The organism is Acuticoccus sediminis (genome assembly GCF_003258595.1).
Lineage (GTDB): Bacteria > Pseudomonadota > Alphaproteobacteria > Rhizobiales > Amorphaceae > Acuticoccus > Acuticoccus sediminis.
The window spans coordinates 724,146-744,920 of the sequence record NZ_QHHQ01000001.1 but is presented as its reverse complement, the minus strand read 5'-3'; the positions used below and the strand labels follow the sequence as shown (position 1 = coordinate 744,920).

Here is a 20,775-nt window from a genome sequence, read left to right as displayed (position 1 = left end):
GCGCACCATCGTGCCAACCGATCCTGTGCAATCGTGCATACTGTAATTGCCCGATCCATTTTCGTGGGGGACCCATGTCCGATATTCTTCCGGCGGCACCGACCCTCGTGCCAGCCGACAGCTTCAGCCTGTTCACGACCTACATGGGATCCGCGGACGGTCAACTGAGCATACCCGGGGAGGGCAGCCCCCATGCCGCACCGGACCATGCGCTCGTCGACGGTTCGCTCGTCGCGCCGGGCAAGACTGTCACGCTCGCGTCCGGCGCCCGGCTCACAGTCAACACCGACCTGACCTTTCACTACGATTCCAGCGACGCCTTCGAGCATCTGGCGCCGGGAACCGCCGGGACCGACGCCTTCACGTACAGCCTCGTCTCCAATGGTCTTTTCAAGTACGAGTTCGCCACCCTGGGCTTGGGAAACTACGGGGTCGAGCCCGCCGGGGAGGACACCGGTAATGGCCTCGTCGATCTTTATGCGCCCGGTGCCAGCAGTTTCATCAGCCGCACCATTCGGGCGCAGACGCCGGGAGATCCGAGCCAGGAGGACACCGAGGCCCTCTATGGCGACCGCTATCAGTCCAGCCTGCCGATCCTCGCCGAAACCGAAGTCGGCGACGTAAACGGTGACGGGATCGACGACATGGCGGTCGTTCGCAAGGATCGGCTTATTGCGATTTTCGGCCGTGGCGACGTCGGCGGCATCGTCGACCTCGATGACATCGACGAAACCGAAGGGTTCGTGGTTGAAGTCGATCGCCGCCCCGACGAGTTCGGCTACGGCGTGTCGGCAGGCGGCGACGTCAATGGCGACGGTTATGCCGACCTCGCCCTCACGGTGCGAACGGACATCGATCTGAGCGACGACGAGCCCGAATATACCTTTGCCAACTTCCTCATCTACGGGCAGGCCGACGCGGTATCCAGCCCCATCCGGATCAGCGAGTTCACCGCATCGGCCGACAGCGCCGGGACCGAAATCGGCAGGGGAGAAGCGATCAGCGCCCTCGGTGACGTCAACGGCGATGGCTTCGATGATATTGCGGGATACCTTGCATACAGCACATTTTACGGCGGTTTCGTCTACTTTATCTACACCATGTTGTTCGGAGCCGCGGACATGGCGGCCAACGGGCCGAGCGTCAGGGCCGGATATAATCATGAGTCCTCAGATACCGGTCCTTTCGGAGACCTGTTCCGTGCCTCCTACAGGGCCCGTCAGTCCTATGTGATCACCGACGAGGCCACGGTCAGCATCACCCTGTGGCGCGACGACGGTGACGGCATGAATCTCACAGCCACCGCGGGCGAGCCGCTGTCCGGCGGAGCCGGCGGCGACATGCTGCGGGGCACCGCGAGCGACGACACGCTGAAGGGCCTTGCCGGGCGGGACAGCCTCGTGGGCGAGGACGGCGACGACACCCTCGACGGTGGCGCCGACGCGGACACGATGATAGGCGGTGCGGGCAACGACTATTATATCGTCGGACTTGCCGGCGACCGGGTGGTGGAGCGCATCGACGAGGGCCACGACACCGTCCTCTCCTACGCCAACAACTATGTCCTCGACGACAATGTCGAGGTCTTGCGGCTCGGATATGGGCGGACCACCGCCACGGGCAACGACGGCGACAATCTGATAGTCGGCAACGACGGGGCGAACGTGCTCATCGGCGCAGGCGGCGACGACCGGATCGACGGCCGCGGCGGCGACGACCGGATCAACGGCGGCGTGGGCGATGACACCATGCTCGGCGGCCTCGGCGACGACATCTTCTACGTCTCCAGTCTGGACGACATGGTCATCGAGGAGGCCGACGGCGGGATCGACACGATCATCGCCTACACCCGGATCGAATTGCCCGCCTACGTCGAGAACCTCATCGTGCGTGGCGGGGGCCAGGGCGTCGGCAACGGACTCGGCAATGCGATGACGCTGGATGACGGGACGGGCACCCTCTCCGGCGCAGCGGGCGACGACACGTTGACCGGCAACGCCGGCAACGACGAACTTTTCGGCGACACCGGCGACGATCTCCTGCTGGGTGGCGATGGTTACGATCTCCTCGACGGAGGTTCCGGCGCCGACACGCTGGACGGCGGTGCCGGATGGGACACGATGATCGGCGGGAGCGGCGACGATCTCTATATCGTCGGCGCGCGCGACGACCTCGTGCTGGAAGACGCGGACGGGGGCCGCGACACGGTCCGTTCATTTCTCCCAGCCTATTACCTGGACGACAATGTCGAGAATCTGGAGGTCGGATCGCTGGCGCTGGATGGGGGCGGCAACGACCTCGCGAACGTCATCACCGGCAATGACCGGGACAACTTCCTGAGCGGCCGTGCCGGCGACGACACGATCGTCGGCGGTGCGGGGCAGGACTCGATCCGGCTGGGCGCGGGGCGCGATGTGGTCGTGTTCGGCGAGGGCGACTCCGGCATCACGGCTGACACGCGCGACATCGTCGGCGATTTCGTCCGTGGCGAAGACCTTCTGGACCTCTCCTCGATCGACGCGGACCCGACCCGTGCGGGAGACCAGGCCTTCCGCTTCGTCGGCACCGGCGCGCTGACGGCTGCGGGCGACCTCGGCTACCGCATCTATGGCGACAAGGCGGTCGTCGTCGCCGTCACCGACGCCAGTGCGGGCGCGGACCTGACGATCGAGCTCACCGGCCTCTCAGCGATGAGCAGCGCGGACTTCATCCTGTAGGCCGGCGCGACGACTGCGTTCGAATGCTACCACCTCTGGACGAACGGGGTCTGGCGCCTCGACGGACAAGATCGCATGGCGGACACCGACCGATCCGGCGAGCCGCTTCAGCAGGCGCGACAGGTCGTCGACGAAGGTGAAGATCATCGGAATGACGACAAGGCTGAGGAAGGTGGAGGTGATGACGCCGCCGATCACCACGATGGCCATCGGCTGACGCACGCTCGGGCCGCCGCCGGTGAGGCTGAGAGCGACCGGGAGCATGCCGCACGCCATCGCGATGGTGGTCATCACGATCGGCCGCGCGCGCATGTGGCAGGCGTCGACGAAGGCGTCGAAGCGCGCCATACCCTCGCGGCGTGACATGATCACGTACTCGACGAGGAGGATGGAGTTCTTCGTCACCACGCCCGTCAGCATGAGAAGACCGATGACCACCGGCAGCGAGAAGCTGGTTCCCGTCACGACCAGTGGAACCAGCGCGCCGCCGAGCGAGAGCGGCAGCGCCATCAGGATGGTGAAGGGCTGCAGGAAATCGTGGAAGAGAAGGACGAGCACGGCGTAGATGCAGAACACGCCGACCGCCATCGCGACCGCGAAGCTCGCGAACAGGTCAGAGCTCTGCTGCAGTTCGCCCTGCTGCACGAGGGTCACGCTCGACGGAAGGTTCGCGAAGCCCGGCAGCCCCTATGCCTCGGCGAAGACTTCGCCGAGCACGCGCCCACCGAGTTCGATCGAGAGCGTGACGTTGCGCATCCGGTCGACCCGGTCGATCTGCGACGGGCTCCCGCCGATGCCGATGTCGGCGATGCTGCCGAGATCGACGCTGCCGTTCGCGCCCGGGACGCGCAGGTTGCGGATATCGTCGAGCGACGCCCGAGCCTCGCGGCTGAAGCGCACGACGCTCGGGATCTGCCGCTGGGGAAGATTGAGCTTCGGGAGCACGGCCGAGTAGTCGCAGCCCGTCGCGACCCGCACGGTCTGCGCGATCGCGCGCGACGTGACGCCGAGCGCGGCGGCGCGGGCGACGTCGGGGATGATCTGGATCTCCGGCGCCTGCCGCGAGGCCGTCGACGTGACCGCCCCGACGCCCACAAGCGTGCGGAGCTCGTCCTCCAGCGCGGCCGCTGCGCCTGCGAGCGCGATCGGGTCGTCGCCCGCAAGGGTGATGTCGAGCTTGGCGCCGTTTCTGCCGCCACCGACCTCGACGCGCACGCCGGGCAGCGATGACAGGGCGGCCCGGATCTCGCGTTCGATGTCGGACTGCTTCACCTCCCGCTCGCCGATCGGCGTCAACGTGGCGACCGGCGTGGCAGCCGCCGTGTTGCTCATCGCCGAAGCGCCGCGGTCTCCGCCGGAGGATGCCGAGCCGACCGAGGCCAGAACGCGCGTGACTTCGTCCACGTCGCCGACGATCGCTGCGGCCGCTCTCTCCACCCGCTCCGTCTGCTCGATGGTGACGCCGGGCTGAAGCGTCAGCGTGATCTGCACCCGCGCATCGTCGGAGGCGGGAAGGAAGCCGGACTGGAGGAACGGGATGGTGGCGAACGAAAGCGTGAGCGCGAGTGCGGTCAGCAGCGCGGTCCGGCCCCGGTGCCGCAGCGAGGCTTTCACCACGACCATATAGGCGCGCATGACGAGGCCGTCTCTCTCCTCGGTGTTGCGCGCCTTCATGAAGTAGGCCGCCATCATGGGCGTCAGCAGGCGCGCCACGACGAGCGAGGCGACGACGGCGACCGCCTCCATCGCGGCGTCGATCGGACGTTTTCCCGAGCGCAGATGGCGGGCGATGTTCTCGATCTCGACGACCGCGTCGTCGACGAGGATGCCGCCGACGAGCGACAGCGCGAGCAGCGTGAAGGTGTTGAGGCTGTACCCGAGCAGCGCCATGACGAGGAAGGTCGGGATCACCGACAGCGGCAGGGCGACAGCCGCGAGGACCGTGGCGCGCCAATCGCGCAGGAAGAAGAAGACGACGACGATGGCGAGGACGGCGCCCTCGTACAGCATCTGCATCGAGCCGTCGTAGCTCTCCAGGATCGGTCCGATGACGCTGTTGGCTTCCGAAATCTCGACATCCGGATGGGCGGCGGCGAAGCGCGTCAGCGCCGCTTCCACGTCAGCGGCGACACCCGTGTCGGAGAACCCGTTGGAGCGCATGATTTCGACGGCGATGATGGGCCTCCCGTCGAGGAAGGCCATCGAGGTTCGGTCGGCGAAGCTGTCCTCCACAGCCCCCACCTCGTCGAGCCGGACCTGCCGCCCGTCGGCGAGCGGGATGCGCAGTGCCTTCAGCTCCTCCACCGAGGCGACGGTGCCGATCGTGCGCACCGACTGGCGTGCGCCCCCAATCTCGCCGACATCGCCCGACGTGTCGGACTGGACGTCATCGAGCTGTGCCGAGACGGCAGCGGCGGTGACGCCGAGCTGGACCGACGACGGTCCGGCCACCGATCCGCAGCAGCAAGCATCCGAGACAACTCATCAGCCCCGCCGCGAACCGTCCGCCACTCGCTAGGAACGGAGGAGATCTGCCGACCATGAAGACGTCGATCACAATCGCCCGAGCCTTCTTTATCCTCGCGCGGCATACGTCGGCCGCGGAGGGACAGACCAGGCTGCCACCTCAAGCCGCAGCGGCCATCCTTGCTGACGGGGCGACATGGTCGGCCGAGGCGCCGAGCGGCCGCCGCAAATTCGATCTCACGCTCAATCCTGACGGCACAGGACGCCTGCGCGGCCCGCTCTTCTTCTCCCAGAACGTGAACTGGCGGGTCGAGGGCCCGACGATCTGCCTCGCGAGCCCGTTCCTGGAGAAGTGCCTCGAATTCCGCGAGACCCCGGACGGGCTGCAAGGCTGGGAGAACGGCGAGCCCGACCTTCGCCTGCGACGCTGAGTTCGCCCACGGGGCACGTCGCCCGTTGCTGCGCCCCGCGAGGGTTGCACCCCGCCCGAAACGAACCAAGGAACGACGGTCCGATGCCGTGGACGACCGGATCAGCCGAAGGGCCGCCCTGGAGATCGTGCCGGTCCCGCCGACGGCGCCGGAATGCCGCCGCCTGCTCACTCGTGCCCATCGAGGGGTGACGTAGCGCGGACCCTGTCGGAACACTCATTCCATGGATCGCGGCCTACGGGGCGGTTGCCCTCGCGGCGGTGGCCCTTATAGAGCGCCTCGTCCCCGTTCTGCCGTCCTACGCCGTACTCGTGGTGATCGGCATCGCGGCGGCGGAAGGACATTTCTCGCTGCCGGCCGCCCTCCTGCTCAGCACCGTCGGCACGGTCCTCGGCTGCCTGCCACTTTATGCCCTAGGCGAGGCACGCGCCCGCAACCTGCTCGAACGGTTCGGCCGATATATCGGCGTGCCGTCGTCGCGCACTGGCTGGTGGCTCGACCAATTCAGATCGAACGGGCACCGGTTCGTCCTGTGCGCCCAGCTGATTCCGACAATCCGCCTGATCGCGCCCGGCATCTCGGGGCTCCTGCGAGCACGGTCCTGGCGCTTCGTCGGCGCCACCTCTCTCGGGGCGGCGCTGTGGAACGCCCTTTTCATCGCCGTGGGATACGCGGCGGCGAGGGACGGAGGCGACGCCAACGCCTCGGCCCTGGCGCTGAAGACATGGCTGATCCTCATTGGCGTCGAAGCGCTCGTCGCAGGCATCTGGCGGATCCGCGCCCGGCGCCCGTCGACCGTGACGCCCGATCCGGAGACGAGCGTATATCGGCGGACCCGGCCTGAACGGTCAGACCCCAGGATTCCCGCCGGCGACGACGTCGTTCCAGAACGCGTCCGTTCGGTGCACCGACCCGGTCGGCCGTGACGGCCGAGGCACCTGCCATCAACGGAGAGATATCATGAGCGAATCCCTGCCGCGGCGCGTCATCGTCATGACCGGAGCCACCAGCGGCGTCGGCGCATACGCTTTGGGCAATTTCCTGAAGCGGCCCCGGACGAGAGTGATCGTCGGCGAACGCCGGCCACACCGATATTCGCCCACTCGAGCCGGGGTTCTCCCTCTCGAGCTGGGCTCGCTCGCGAGCGTCCGCGCGTTTGCCGACGCGGTGAAGAGGCAACTCGGCGAGCAGCACATCGATATTCTCGTCCTCAACGCCGGACTGCACGGTAGCGCCGCGGACGAGCGAAGCGCCGAGGGCTACGGGCTCACGTTCGCGGTCAACCACCTCGCTCACTTCCTGCTGGCCCGGCTGCGGTTGCCGCACATGGCGCTCCAGAGGCGCCTCGTCATCACGTCGAGCAACATTCACGACCCGCCGATGAAGCGGATCGCGCCGAAGTCGCTCGACATCGCGGAATGGGCGCACCCGACGCCGAACGGCTCCGGCGTCGGCATCCGCTCCTATACGGCGTCGAAGCTGTGCAACCTCATGACCGCGCTGTCGTTTTCGCGCCTGGAGGAGGCGAAGGCCCTCGGCATCCGCGTCATTGCCTTCAACCCCGGCCTCACCGGCGGCAGCTCGGGCCGTGACGCATCCGCACTGCAGGTCCTGCTGGTCCGGATCATGATGCGCACGATCTTTCCTGTGATCGGGCTGTTCCGCCCCGAGTTCGTGATGAACATGGCCGAGCATTCCGGGAAAATGCTGACTGATGTCGCGTTGGGGATGATCGAGCCGCCCGCAGATCGGGTCTACGTGTCGCTCGTCAAGGGCAAGCCGACCTTTCCGGATCCCTCGGAGCTGGCCCGCGACCGCCAGGGCCAGGACCGGCTCTGGCGCGAAAGCGAAGCGATGGTCGGACTTCACTCCGAGCCCGCGATTGCCTGATCGGGTTCGAATGCCGGCCTTTCGACCTTTCGTCCAGCATCAGAGAGCGACCCCGGCCTGTTCGTGTGGACACCGACGACAGGTTTTCGAGCTGATGGCGGAGTGTCTCAAGATGAGCGAGAGACGACGGCGGGCCTACGCGGAGGCGTTCAAGCGAGAGGCGGTCAGAAAACACCGACATAGGTCCAGTCAAGAATGGTGGTGTCATCGGCGCACGCATAAGATTAAACTTGCCAGCCGACAGGGCAACGCAGTGGAGGGACCCTCTTGCCTCGTGGAACCTTGATCCGCGCCATTCGACATGTCGCGATGGCCGGGGTGCTGCTCGCTCCTCCGGCGGCACTGGCGCGGGAGCTCGCAGATACCATCTACTCCGGCGGTCCGATCCTGACCATGAACGATGCCACCCCCAGCGCCGAAGCCGTGGCGGTCAGGGACGGGAAGGTTCTGGCTGTCGGGACTGCTGCCGAGGTGGAGAGTCACCGCGGGCCGGAGACGAAGACTTTCGATCTGGCAGGACGGACGATGCTGCCAGGGTTCTTCGACGCTCACGGCCATATGTTGATGGGCGGCCTGCAGGCGCTTTCGGCCAACCTCCTTTCGCCTCCGGACGGCGAGGTGACAGACATCGCGAGCCTGACGGAGTCGCTTAGGGGCTGGGCTGCGAGCAACGCCGACGCGGTGGCCCAGGCAAACCTTGTTATCGGCTTCGGCTACGACCCTGCGCAACTCGTCGAGGAGCGGCACCCGACTCGCGAAGATCTCGACACTGTTTCGGCCGACGTGCCGGTCTTCGTCGTCCACCAGTCCGGCCATATGGGTGCAGCGAACTCCAAGGCGCTCGAGGCGGCCGGTATCACCTCGGACAGCGAGGATCCCGCCGGAGGCAAGATCCTCCGCGGCGCGGATGGCCAGCCGACCGGCGTGCTCGAGGAGAACGCCTTCTATGCCGCGCTCTCCAAGCTGATCCAGCCCCTCGGCGCCGAGGGCTTCGAGACCTTCGCCCGTGCCGGCGCCGAGCTCTGGGCGCGGTACGGCTACACCACCGCCGAAGAGGGACGCTCGGTTCCGGCGACTGCCGACGTGCTGCGCAAGGTGGCGGACGAGGGCGGGTTCAAGATCGACGTGCTGACCTACCCCGACGTTCTCGTTGACCGCGACTACATCGCCGCCCACGTCTCGCGCGAGTACCAGAACCGCTTCCGGGTCGCCGGCGCGAAGCTGACGATCGACGGCTCGCCGCAAGGCTTCACCGCACTGAGAGATCGGCCCTACTACGATCCCGTCGGCGACTATCCCCCCGGCTACAAGGGTTATGCTGCTGCGACGATGGAGCAGACGGTCGCCGTCATCGACTGGGCCTTCGCCAACGGCATCCAGATCAATACCCATGCCAACGCCGAGGGCGCGTCGGACATGCTGATCGCCAGCATCGACGCTGCCACGAAGAAGTACGGTCCTGCGGACCGCCGCGCCGTACTGATTCACGGACAGTTCCTGCGAGAGGACCAAGTCGATTCCTACAAGCGGCTGAACGTGTTCATGTCTCTCTTCCCGATGCACACCTTCTACTGGGGCGACTGGCACCGCGAGCATACCGTCGGCCCCGAGCTCGTGGACGACATCTCACCGACCGGCTGGCTGGTGAAGCGAGGGATGAGGTTCAGCACCCATCACGATGCACCGGTCGCCTTCCCCGACAGCATGCGGGTGCTCGACGCAACGGTGACACGGCGCTCGCGCTCCGGCGACATCGTCGGGCCGGCACAACGGGTGGATGTGATGACGGCGCTGAAGGCAATGACGATCTGGCCGGCCTATCAGCACTTCGAGGAGACGACGAAGGGCTCCATCGAGCCCGGCAAGCTCGCCGATTTCGTGGTGCTGTCCGCCGATCCCACAGCCATCGATCCGGAGACACTCGACACGATCGACGTGCTCGCGACGATCAAGGAGGGCGAGGTCGTGTTCGAGGCACGGTAGACTTTTGCCTGTTGCTTCAAATCCAGCGGGGCACAGCACGTTTAGGCACCGCCGCAGAGCGCGCGAAGGCTGGTTCCGCGTGTTGGCGGATTTAGGCATCTGGGCCAATATCCATCCCACGGCATTCCGCCGACGAGCACCGAAGCCGAACGGCTGGTCGTAAAGTGCATCGGCCAGGCTGTGTCCCGGTCGGAACTGCTCGAATATTGGCAGGGCCGCTGTCCGCTGGAGCGTCGCCGGTCTGAACTGGACTCCGCCGGGAGGGGACGGCGGTGAAGAAGAGCCGCTTCAGCGAGGTTGCGATCATCGCGGTGCTAAACGAACACGCCGCAAGGAACAGCGTGGCGGAGCCGTGCCGCAAGCACGGGATCGGCGACGCGACCTTCTACGCCTGGCGGAAGCCGTATGGCGGGATGGAGGTTTCCGAGGCCAGACGGCCGAAGGCGCTGGAGTCGGAATGCATCCGAGGACCGACCGGCACAAGTCCCGGCGGCCAGACAACGCGGCGATGCGCGAACGGCTGAAGACGCGGGCGAACGAGCGGCGCCTGATCACTGCGCCACCTTTGCCACGGTAGTGGCCCGCCGCTGCAACGATCTTCTGCAGCGATCACCCGCCCCGGGCGGTAACCGCTAGCGCTTCCTTGGGAGGAAGGAGCCCCGCTCCAAGTGGGGCCCTCCAGCCCCTTAGCAAACTTGCCACCGATGTGTGCCAATCGCGAACGCTGGCTGCGCGAGGCAGGGCCCTTCGAAGCGGACGTGCCGGTATTCGAAAAGGCGATGGTCTTTCGAGAGCGTCGTGGCACGTTCAAGCGGGCGAGTTGCCATCGCAATGGCAGACGATGCATTCCCTCCGGAAGCCGCCGTCAAGCGATGGAAACGACCTCGAGTTCGCCCCCGCCGACATCCACCACGTCTCCGATCACCCGGCCGAGGAGGCGCTGCGCCACCGGCGAGACGTACGAAATCGTTCCGGTCCTGGGGTCCGCCTCATCCTCGCCGACAATGCGGTATGTCTGCACACGACCGTCGTCGCGGCGGAACGTTACGGTTCCGCCGAACGCCACGGCCTCCGCCGATGCCGGCGCGTCCACCACCTGGGCGGTGCGGACACGCTCGGCGAGATAGCGCATGTCGCGCAGCGGGACCGCCTGCTGCCGTCGCCGCTCGTTGATGTCCTCGATCCCCGACGCGGCGTCGACGGCGTTGCGCGCCTCGGCCAGGAGCCGCTCCAGCGCCGCCAGCCCCTCTGCGGTCACGAAGTTCGGATGCTGCGAGATCGGTCGGTCGGGCAGCACCGTCTCCGAGGCGGTGTCGGCGCTGTCCTCCTTCTTGAATGCGACGCTCATTATTGCCTCCTCCGCGAAGACCATCCTGTGCCAACCGCATCACCAGTGCGACAGGGGGGTGTCAATCAGCGTCCGAGATGTCCACCCGGTACGACCCTTCCAATATCGAAGGGCCCCGAGATACCTCGGGTCGGCAGTGAGCCCGAAGCAGACGTTCGGAGTCAGACCACCGGTGGCCATTCGGGCCACCGACGGCGTTCGTTCGATGCAGCATATGACGAAAACCGATGTACCGAAACTTCGGACCTGTCACACACTCGCCAAGGCCGACCTCCCGCCCGCTACGGCGTCGCGACGCAACCCGGTGCGGCGCGTCGTCCGCCACCGTTCTACATCAGCGCAGCGCTTCGCGATTCATAAATGATCTGCTGTGCGATTCCCGCGAGCAGCAAATAGGCTGACGTCACGGCCACGATCCCGGTCAACACCGACATCGAGGCGAAATCAATCCAAGCGGAATATGCAATGCAGCCTGTCCAGATCATCGCGACAGGCAATGACACAGTCCGCCAGCGCGACGTACGCACCGGATGAATAAACCGCAGCATGAGGAACTGAGCAGCGGACAGCAGCAGGACCAGACCGAAGATCACGCCCCAACCCGGCTGGATCACCAGCAATGCCAGAACCACCATATTCCAGCATGCGGGGAAGCCACGGAACGAAGCATCGTCCGTCTTCATGCGTGTATCAGCAAAATAGAGGGAGGAGGCAAACGGGATGAGAAGCACCACGAACCAGCCGGTCCACCCTGGAAGCAAGCCCGATCCATAAAGGGCGTAGGCGGGGATCATGACATAGGTCAGAAAATCGATGATCAGGTCCAGCAGCGTCCCATCGATCACTCGCGCATGGGTGCGAACGTCGTAGCGGCGGGCCAAAGGGCCATCGATCCCGTCGACGACGAAGGCGATGGCCAGCCAGATCGCCATCATGGCCCAGTCCTGCTGCGCGGCCTCCAGCAGTGCGAGCATGGCAAGCGATGCGCCGGCGGCGGTGAATAGGTGAATAGCGTAGGCTCTTAGGCGCATCCGATGACGGATACCCTTTTCCGCCGATGGACAAAAGCGGGTCGTGTCGGACGGCAGTTTCGAGGCTGTCAACAGCGTCCCGATTGAGCTTTCACAGCCACAGGCGAACGGCCGAGGTGTCCCGCCGGTGGACTACGTGGCTGCCCGGGGACGACATTCCGCAAAATCAGACGGTTTCGGTTCTTGTCCGCGCTCGGATCTCGCATGAGTGGGAAGCAGGCTGGAAATGACCATCGCAACGGCGAAGGCCAGGACGAGTGGTGGAAACGCACTTCGCATGAGCGGCTCTCGAGGTCTCAGATAGTGAAATGGCAGCCTAGCCGCACAAAGAGCCCTAGCGGTGGATCGCCCTGCGCTCGTGCTTGTTCGTCTTCGCCACATAAAGCGCCTGATCCGCGCGAGCGTAGATCTCTGGCGGCGACTGCCCCTCGTTCGGAAACAGCGTGTAGCCAATGCTCGCGGAGACGTTCAACAGCTTGCCCGAAACGGCGACCGGCTCCGCCACGATTTCCATCAGGCGCTGAGCAACCTCCGACGCGGCCTCGGCGGAATGGACCTCGAACACGATCACCGAGAACTCGTCGCCGCCCAATCGAGAAACGAGATCGTTTTGCTTGACGGCGTTGTTCAGGCGCATCGAGATCACCCTCAGCACCTCGTCTCCGATCGGATGGCCGTAGACATCGTTCACCGGCTTGAAGTCATTCAGATCGAGGAGGATGAGCGCATGCTTGGTGATCAACCCGCGCTCAGCCGCCGCGTGGAAGATCTCTTCGAAATGGCGTCGATTCGCCAAACCGGTGAGTGGATCGAGTAGCGCGAGTTCCAGCGCCCGGCGAGCCTCGATTTCCGCCTTGAGGCGTCGTTCCAGCTCAGTCCGATAGGCGCGGCTGCGCCGATACCACACGATGAACATCCCGCCGATCAAGATGGCGGCCAGGATCAGCGCCTCTTCGATCTCCAAGAACAGGACGTCCGCTGAACGCTCTCTAAAGTGTGCGAGTACATCGTATTCCAATACCAAGAACCCGGCCGTGAGCATCACCGCGGCGATGATAGCAACTGGGATGGCGTTTGCCCGCAAATGCAGGGAACTCCGATACTTCCGGAACGTCAGTTTAGTCATCTTGTCTTGGCCAATAGGGTCTATGCGCGTGATGGCTTCGCTGGGGGCGCTCCTTCTCGAGCGCCTGTTCGTCAAGCCAAGGCGATGGCGCCTGTCACTACCATCTCAGTCGTCTGTTGTACCCTCTCTCGGCCTCACTCCAGCGCCGCCCCCATTCTCCGGAATGAACTTCACACCTGCTTCTTCCAGAGCAGACCGGAGGGCCTCAATCGTACGTGGTTGCGCGGCGATTGCTCCAGCACCGCGCAGCGACCGTCTCAGCACCAAAGTGATACCTCGGGCACTGACGATACCCACGGCATCGAAGCATCCTTGAGGCATCACACACAGTGCACTGGAGAGCAATCGATGCCGAACACCACATTTCCGGCGGACAGAGAGGCGGTATCCGCTGCCAAGACCGTCGCATCTGACCGGACAATCGCCGAAGGCGACGCAGCGCCCACGCTGTCCAAAATGTTCAAAGAACGAGACCCGCTGGAGGTGCGGGGATGTGACCCTCGGTCGGATTGAGTTGGCGAGGGGAGCCGACGTTCATGCGTCGCCCTGCCGATACCGCTTCTCGCGCTGCGGCGTTGCATCGACGGTGCACCGGCGGCGTCCACCCCACGGCTCGAGGACCACCACGTGCGTCGCCGGTCTCACCGTTGCCGGAATCGTCGCCCCGCCTGTGCTCGACGGCGATGCCTACTTTTGTACGAGCGGCTTCGCCCTCGACACGAACGAAAATTGCTTAAAAGTGTATTCGCGAAAGGAGGTTTGTGGCGGAGATGCGACACGTCACCAAGCCATTGGCACCGACAAGCCGCTAACGAGTAATCGTAATTTTGTTTCCGGGACCCGCGACGGCCACTGTTCCGGCCGAATTAGGATTAGATTTATGCGTGCCTCGGGTTCCTTACTTTCGTTCAATCGGCGCCTGATGCTGACGACTGTGCTGACCTCGTTGGCGCCGGTCATCGCCGGCGCGCCGGCTGCGGCGCAGGCGATCGACTGCACCGTCTCGAACGGGGTGTGCACGTTCTCCGACGGCGCGACGAGCGACCAGCCGTTCGGGCATCAGAGCACCGGCACCGCTGGATCGGGGAGCACCGACGGAGGGGCCGGTGAAAGCCTCACGGTCTATGTCGATTCGAACCTCGATGTCGTCTACCCCTACTCTGACGTCGGCTTGTTCGTCACCTCGGAAGGGGGCGAAGGGTCGACCGATGGTCAGTCTTCGTCCGGCGGAGCGGGCGGCAATCTCACCATCGAACCTCCCGCCTCCACGCAGGTCACGTATCAGCAGGCCGATACGGCCGCTGGCGACCGCGCATCGGCGATCCTGATCGTCTCCCGCGGCGGCAACGGCAACGACGACAACCAGAACAACAAGAGCAACGGCGGAGCCGGCGGCGACGCGGGGTTGGTCTCCTTCAACGGCCGGAACACGTCCGCCTCGATCCTCGCTACGGTGTCCGGCCCCCAGACCGTGGTGGACGCGTACGTCATCGATCTCCTGTCCCAGGGCGGACAGGGCGGGCGGGGCAACCAGGGGGGCACCTTCACGCCTCTGGGTGGTGCGGGCGGCAATGGCGGCTTGGTGTCGGGCACGACCGGCGACATCACCATCGGCAGTGCGGATGTGCCCTTCCTCGCCCCCAGCGTCATGGGATTGCGCGCCCACTCGGTCGGCGGCAACGGGCCCGACGACTACAACTCCTCGAACGGCGAGACGCAGGGCGGTGGCGGCACGAGCCTTGGCGGCAGCGGCGGCGCGGTCGACTTCACCATGGACGGCACCACGTCGGTGGTCGGCCAGTCGACCGGGGGCGGCGCGGTCCGGGCGGTGGACCTCCAGAGCGTCGGCGGCAATGGCGGCTGGTCCTACAACGTCGGCCCGCTCGACAAATTCGACTCGGGCGGCAACGGCGGCGTCGGCGGTGACGTCTCCCTCACGCTGAACGGGACGGTTTCGGCGCAGCAGACCGGCACCGCGGCCTCCTATTACCAGAGCGCGGCGATCTCCGGCCAATCCGCCGGCGGCACCGGCGGCGTCGGCCAGAGCCACGTGCCGGGCGGCGTCGGCGGCGACGGCGGCAATGTCGATATCGACATCCTGCTGCAGGACGACGAAAGCGGCACCCCGGTCCACGCTGTCGGCACGGCGGTGGACGCGATCTTCGCCTTGAGCACCGGTGGCCTCGGCGGTGCGGGCCTCAAGGATGCGCAGGACTCCACCGGCGGCATCGGCGGCAACGGCGGCGCGATCACCATCGGCATCAGTCCCGGCACGGACCAGGGCATCCGCGCCGAAGCCTCCTCGGCCGGGCACGATTCGGGGCGCGGCATCGTCGCCCAGTCGATCGGCAATTACGGTGGCGACGGCAGCGACGGCAACATCGTGTTCGGCCAAGCGGGCGGCGCCGGCGCCGGCGGCAACGGCGGCACCGTCAGCGTCGAGGTCTACAGCGGCTCGATCTCGACCGACGGCACGCGCGACATCCGCGAGCCGGTGCCCTACGGCTACGGCATCGTCGCCCAGTCGATCGGCGGCGGCGGCGGGACCGGCGGCAGCATCAGCGGCCTCTTCGGCGGACCCGCCGGGGCCGGCGGCAAAGGGGGCGAAGGCGACGACGTCACCGTCACCAACGCCGGTGACATCGCGGCGCAGGGCGTGATGGCGAGCGGCATTCTCGCCCAGTCGATCGGCGGCGGCGGCGGCGCGGGCGGGGTGAGCTCCACCGCCCTCGTCGCGCTCGGCGGCTCCGGCGGCGTGGGCGGGCAAAGCGGCACGGTGACGATCGACAACACCGGCAGCGTTACCACCAACGGCCTCGGTGCAAGCGGACTCGTCGCCCAGTCCATCGTCGGCGCCGGCGGCCTGGCGGGCGTCGGAAACGGCTATGTCTCCATCGGCGCCACGGGCGGCTCGGACTCGGGCGTCGCGCCGGGCACGGTCACGATCTCCAACACCGGCACCGTCGGCGCGACGGGCGCCGCGGCGATCGGCATCCACGCGCAGTCGGTCGGCGGCGGTGGCGGCACCGCCGTCAGCGTGCCGAGCACGGACGAGACCACCGGCGTCTACACGCTCGGGGTCAGAGGCGGCGACGGCGGCGACGGCGGCACGATCGACATCACCGACATCGGCACCGTCACCACCGACGGCATCTTCTCGCACGGCCTCCTCGCCCATTCGGTGGGCGGCGGCGGCGGCAACGGCGGCGCTGCCTTCTCCAGCGGCGTGCTCGGCGAAGGCTCCGCCGCAATCGGAGGACAGGCCGGCGGCGGCGGCAACGGCGGCAGCGTCAACATCAATCCCGCGTCGGCCTTCTCCGTCACCACCTCCGGCGACGCCTCCGTCGGCGTCGCGGCGCAGTCCGTGGGCGGCGGCGGCGGCACGGGCGGCGACGCCCTGAGCACGACGCAACTGAAGCTCTTCGAGTTGGGCATCGGCGGCAAAGGCGGGACCGGCGGAGACGGTGGCTCCGTCGCCGTGACGCTCGGCGAGGGCACCATCACCACCGAAAACAACCGCGGCACGGGCGTCCTCGCGCATTCGGTCGGCGGCGGTGGCGGATTGGGCGGCTCGGCGACCACCAAGGCGGTTGGCCTCCTCGCCATCGGCTTTGACCTCGGCGGCAAAGGCGGCGGTGGCGGCGACGGCGGCGCGGTCACCGCGACGCTGTCCGGAACGACGGTGAAGACGGCGACCGCACAGGACAACGCGACGGCGAACGACGCCATCGGCCTCCTCATCCAGTCGGTCGGCGGCGGAGGCGGCATCGGTGGCGCCGCTGCCGCGAAGGCCTTCACAACCGGCATTCCGGTCGACCCCGACGATCCGGAGCAGACCTTCAACGCCAACCTTCAAGCCTCGCTCGGCGGCGCGGGCGGCACGGGCGGCCACGGCGGCACCGTCGCCGCGACGCTCGACCAGGGCGCCACGATCCTCACCAACGGCGCCGGCTCGCACGGCATTCTCGCCCAGTCGATCGGCGGCGGCGGCGGCCACGGTGGCGATGCCAGCACCACCACGAACGAGCTGATCGGCGGCACCGTCAAGCTCACCGTCAACGCTGCGCTCGGAGGCCGGGGCGGCGACGGCGGCACCGGCGGCGAGACGTCCGTGACGGTCGGCAGCGCGACACCATCCTCGACCCCGACGACGATCACCACTGCCGGCCAGTACGCCAACGCGATCCTGGCGCAGTCGATCGGCGGCGGCGGCGGCAGCTCGGGCCTGCCGACCAGCAGCACGCGCAGCTATCTCGGCGACTACACGTTCGACGCGACCTTCGACGTCGGCGCCCTCGAGATCAGAAAGAATTCGCTCGGCGCAGATGGCGGCACAACGAGCGTCACGCTCTACTCCGACAGCATCCTCAAGACGACCGGCGACGGCTCGCGCGGGGTCGTCGCGCAGTCGGTCGGCGGCGGCGGCGGCACGGTCCAGGGCAGCGAGGTGCAGCTCTCCGGCGCCTTCTCCACCGGAGGCGGCGAGGAGGAGGAGAGTGAGGAGACCGCCTTCTACGCGACCGTGACGGTCAACCTCGGCCAGAGAGGCGGCGCCGGTGGTGACGGCGGCGCCGTGGACATCGCCACCACGGCCGGCAGCGCCATCACCACCAGCGGCATCGACGCCGACGGGCTGTTCATCCAGTCGATCGGCGGCGGCGGGGGCCTTGCCGGCTCGCTCGGCTCCGCCAAGCCGACCAGCGACAGCGATATCGCCCTCGCCGACCCGCAGGACCTTCCGGACAGGCTCATCGACATCAACCCCACCGTCAGCGTCGGCGGGCGCGGCGGTGACGGCGGCGCAGGCGGCACAGTGACGCTCGACCATGGCGGCGCCATCGCCACGACCGGCGACTGGTCCGACGGCATCGTGGCCCAGTCGATCGGCGGCGGCGGCGGGACCGGCGCCACGGCCGCCACGACCGGCGCGGGCGTGACGCCGCAGATCACCGTGGGCGTCGGCGGCAAGGGCGGCTCGGGCGGCGACGCCGGTAAGGTCGACGTCGTCTTCACCCCCGACGCTGCGGCCCCGACCGCGACGGTCTCCACGGCCGGCTACATGGCGCATGGCGTGCTGCTCCAGTCGATCGGCGCTGGGGGCGGCCAGGGCGGCGACGGCTCGGACACGGCCGGCGGGACCAGCAACATCGGCGTTGGCGGCGGCGCCGGCAGCGGCGTCGGCGGCAAAGGCGGGACGGCCGGCGACGGCAAGGGGGTCGAGGTCAAGGGCACGGTGGCGATCGCGACCACCGGCGCCGACGCCCACGGCCTCGTCGCCCAATCGATCGGCGGCGGCGGCGGCATGGGCGGCAACGGCACCTCCAATGCATCCGAGGGCGGCACGGGCATGTCGGTCGACATCAACGTCGGCGGCGGGGGCGGCGCGGCCGGCAGCGGCGGCAAGGTCGGACTCGATTTCACGCCCACCATCACCACCACGGGCAACCGCGCCTTCGGCCTCGTGGCGCAGTCGATCGGCGGCGGTGGCGGCATCGGCGGCTCCGGTTCGGCCAGCAACACCAACAGCGTCAACGTCGGCGGCAGCGGCGGCACGGCCTCCAACGGCGGCGAGGTCGGGCTGGAGCTGAACGGCGGCAGCATCACGACCTCAGGTCGCGGCGCCCACGGCATCGTCGTCCAGTCGATCGGCGGCGGCGGCGGCATCGGCGGCGACGTCGGCAACAAGGGCATCAACATCGAGAGGCTGGCCAACGGCGGCAACGGTGACGGCGGCGAGATCGGCGCGATCATCTCCACCGCGGTCACCACCACCGGCGAAAGTGCGCACGGGGTCATCGTCCAGTCGGTCGGCGGCGGCGGCGGCTTGCAGGAGGACGCGGCCGGCATCCGGATGGGCGAGTCCGGCGGCAGCGGCATCGGAAACCGTGTCGAGCTTGAGCTGAAGGGCCCGGTCTCGGCGACCGGCAGCGGCTCCTACGGCGTCCTCGCCCAGAGCAGCGGCACCTCCGGCAACTCCCAGGTGATGGTGTTCGTCGAGGACGACATCACGGGCGGCACGGACGGTGGTGCGGGCGTCGCGATCCTCGATGGCGACGTCAACGTCATCTTTCTCGACAGCGGCAGCACGATCGCCGCATCCTCCGGCGGCGATGCGATCCAGTACATCTCCGACGGCGCCCGCTCCGGCGAAACCCTCACCGTCAACAATAGCGGCACCATCTCCGGCAACGTGACGACGACGAGCCCGAACGGCCCCGGCGCAGTCACCGTCAACAACCTCTCGGACGCGACACTCACCGGTGCCGACTTCTACCAGGCCGACATCGTCAACGACGGTCGCCTCGTCGTCGGCGACGGGGGGATCGACGCCGCGACCCGCATCGCCGGCCGGTTCACTCAGGGCGCGGACGGCGTCATCGCCCTCGGTGCAGACTTCGCGAACGGACGCGCCGGGCGGTTGACGGTCGACGGCGACGCCGAGCTCGCCGGCGGGATCGCCGTCGCGCCGACGCGGCTCGTGAAGGCTTCCGCCCTCCCCGTCTTCACCGCGAACGGCGCGATCACGGACACTCTCGACGCGATTGACACGCCGGCCGTGGACTACGCCGTGTCCCGCACCGGCGACACCCTCGCCGTGTCGGCCGAGGACTCGCGCTTCGCCGACGCGTTCGGCCGCCTGTCCGGCAACGAGCGGAGGGTAGGCGCGCACCTCGACCGGATCTTCGACAACGGTTCGGGCCGGTATGCCGAGCTCCTCGCCGTGATCGACAACATGTCGGCCGCCGACGACGCCGGGCTCGCCTACGCCGCGGCGCTGTCGTCGCTGTCGCCGGGGGCCTCGCAGGCAGCCGCGGCGGCGCAGTCGAGCCTCGCACTGGGGCGTCTCGACCGCGTGATGAGCTGTCCGGCCTTCTCGGGCGGGACAGCGATCGTCTCGGAGAACAGCTGCGTCTGGGCCGAGTTCGGCGCGGCGACCGCGAGCCAGGGCGGCGACCCCGGCTACAACGCGACGGACTGGGGCTTCGCCGGCGGCGGCCAGGTCGAGATCCGGCCGAGCTGGTTCGCGGGCGTCGCGTTCGGCTACATCAGCTCCGACTACGACAGCTCGGACGGCCTTTCCACGGCGGACGGCGACTCCGGCTATATCGCCGCCGCCGTCAAGCACGAGATCGGCGCCTTCACCATCGCGGGCGGCGTCGCCGGCAGCTACGGCAGCTACGACGTCGACCGCCGGGTTACGCTGCCGGGCTTCAGCGGCACGGCCGAGGGCGCGTCCCACATCACCACCCTGTCGGCCCGCGCCCGCCTCGCCTACACGGCCGGCACCGAAGTCGCCTACATCCGTCCGTTCCTCGACCTCGACCTCATCTACGCCAACGCCAGCGGCTACACGGAAAACGGCGCCGGCATCTACAACCTCAAGGTCGGCGACCAGGACCAGACGACCTTTGTCGCCACCCCGGCGGTGGAGGTCGGCGCCAGGGTCGACCTCGCCGAAGAGTGGCAGGCCCGCCTGTTCGCGACGGCGGGGCTCAGCCTCTCCACCGAGGACGACTGGACGACGACGGCCGAGCTCGTTGCAGCTCCCGCAGGCACCGGCACCTTCGACACCACCATTCCGATCGCCGACGTCGTCGGCCGCCTCGGGACGGGCGTGACGCTGACCGGGCCCAAGGGCTTCGACCTCCGCGCCCAGTACGGCGGTACCTTCGGCGACGACTACTGGAGCCACAGCGGCACGGTGCGCCTGACCAAGCGGTTCTGATCTCGCCACCGCCGCCATGAGTATCGCGGCACACCGCTCGTCGTATCGATCGCACCG

Annotated in this window: 9 protein-coding genes and 2 pseudogenes; 7 read left to right on the top strand and 4 right to left on the bottom strand. The window is 67.5% G+C overall.

All coding sequences use genetic code 11. From position 1 onward, the window contains the following. The first annotated feature begins 74 nt into the window (after positions 1-74). On the top strand, positions 75-2,717 hold the full coding sequence (locus DLJ53_RS03275) for a calcium-binding protein (RefSeq protein WP_111342297.1): 2,643 nt from the start codon (positions 75-77) through the stop codon (positions 2,715-2,717). Here DLJ53_RS03275 and DLJ53_RS03270 read toward each other — a convergent pair. After that, positions 2,685-5,144 (bottom strand): annotated as a pseudogene (locus DLJ53_RS03270) (efflux RND transporter permease subunit); the annotation flags it as partial. The gene DLJ53_RS03275 and the pseudogene DLJ53_RS03270 overlap by 33 nt on opposite strands. Before the next feature lie 113 nt (positions 5,145-5,257). On the opposite strand from DLJ53_RS03270, the gene DLJ53_RS03265 reads away from it, so the two are divergent. From DLJ53_RS03265 to DLJ53_RS03245, 5 genes and pseudogenes are all read left to right on the top strand, one after another. Continuing rightward, a complete protein-coding gene (locus DLJ53_RS03265) occupies positions 5,258-5,614 on the top strand; it encodes a hypothetical protein (protein WP_111342295.1) in 357 nt (118 codons plus the stop codon). 260 nt (positions 5,615-5,874) lie between these two features. Continuing rightward, positions 5,875-6,540 carry a DedA family protein gene (locus tag DLJ53_RS03260; protein ID WP_280525493.1) on the top strand — a complete coding sequence of 222 codons (666 nt, stop codon included), beginning with the start codon at positions 5,875-5,877 and terminating at the stop codon, positions 6,538-6,540. A 34-nt stretch (positions 6,541-6,574) separates the two neighbouring features. Continuing rightward, complete coding sequence (locus DLJ53_RS03255; protein ID WP_202912976.1) at positions 6,575-7,504, top strand: SDR family NAD(P)-dependent oxidoreductase; 930 nt, start codon at positions 6,575-6,577, stop codon at positions 7,502-7,504. A gap of 309 nt (positions 7,505-7,813) precedes the next feature. Beyond that, positions 7,814-9,487, top strand: coding sequence for an amidohydrolase (locus tag DLJ53_RS03250; protein ID WP_111342291.1), 1,674 nt, complete (start codon positions 7,814-7,816; stop codon positions 9,485-9,487). Positions 9,488-9,759: 272 nt separating this feature from the next. Next, positions 9,760-9,945, top strand: a pseudogene (locus DLJ53_RS03245) (transposase); the annotation flags it as partial. A gap of 407 nt (positions 9,946-10,352) precedes the next feature. Here the strand turns inward: DLJ53_RS03245 and greA are convergent. The 3 genes from greA to DLJ53_RS03230 form a co-directional block, all read right to left on the bottom strand. Further along, positions 10,353-10,835, bottom strand: a complete 483-nt coding sequence (greA, locus tag DLJ53_RS03240; RefSeq protein WP_111342287.1) for a transcription elongation factor GreA — start codon at positions 10,833-10,835, stop codon at positions 10,353-10,355. 329 nt (positions 10,836-11,164) lie between these two features. Beyond that, positions 11,165-11,938 carry a CDP-alcohol phosphatidyltransferase family protein gene (locus tag DLJ53_RS03235; RefSeq protein ID WP_244934995.1) on the bottom strand — a complete coding sequence of 258 codons (774 nt, stop codon included), beginning with the start codon at positions 11,936-11,938 and terminating at the stop codon, positions 11,165-11,167. A 262-nt stretch (positions 11,939-12,200) separates the two neighbouring features. After that, a complete protein-coding gene (locus tag DLJ53_RS03230; RefSeq protein ID WP_146619872.1) occupies positions 12,201-12,992 on the bottom strand; it encodes a GGDEF domain-containing protein in 792 nt (263 codons plus the stop codon). A 922-nt stretch (positions 12,993-13,914) separates the two neighbouring features. On the opposite strand from DLJ53_RS03230, the gene DLJ53_RS35070 reads away from it, so the two are divergent. After that, complete coding sequence (locus DLJ53_RS35070; RefSeq protein ID WP_162408815.1) at positions 13,915-20,718, top strand: autotransporter outer membrane beta-barrel domain-containing protein; 6,804 nt, start codon at positions 13,915-13,917, stop codon at positions 20,716-20,718. Positions 20,719-20,775 lie beyond the last annotated feature (57 nt).

Excerpts from the sequence above, each read along its gene's own strand:
- DLJ53_RS03265 (WP_111342295.1), top strand. The coding sequence starts at position 5,258 with ATGAAGACGTCGATCACAATCGCCCGAGCCTTCTTTATCCTCGCGCGG.
- DLJ53_RS35070 (WP_162408815.1), top strand. The coding sequence starts at position 13,915 with ATGCTGACGACTGTGCTGACCTCGTTGGCGCCGGTCATCGCCGGCGCG.
- DLJ53_RS03255 (WP_202912976.1), top strand. The coding sequence starts at position 6,575 with ATGAGCGAATCCCTGCCGCGGCGCGTCATCGTCATGACCGGAGCCACC.
- greA (WP_111342287.1), bottom strand. The coding sequence starts at position 10,835 with ATGAGCGTCGCATTCAAGAAGGAGGACAGCGCCGACACCGCCTCGGAG.
- DLJ53_RS03230 (WP_146619872.1), bottom strand. The coding sequence starts at position 12,992 with ATGACTAAACTGACGTTCCGGAAGTATCGGAGTTCCCTGCATTTGCGG.
- DLJ53_RS03275 (WP_111342297.1), top strand. The coding sequence starts at position 75 with ATGTCCGATATTCTTCCGGCGGCACCGACCCTCGTGCCAGCCGACAGC.
- DLJ53_RS03250 (WP_111342291.1), top strand. The coding sequence starts at position 7,814 with ATGGCCGGGGTGCTGCTCGCTCCTCCGGCGGCACTGGCGCGGGAGCTC.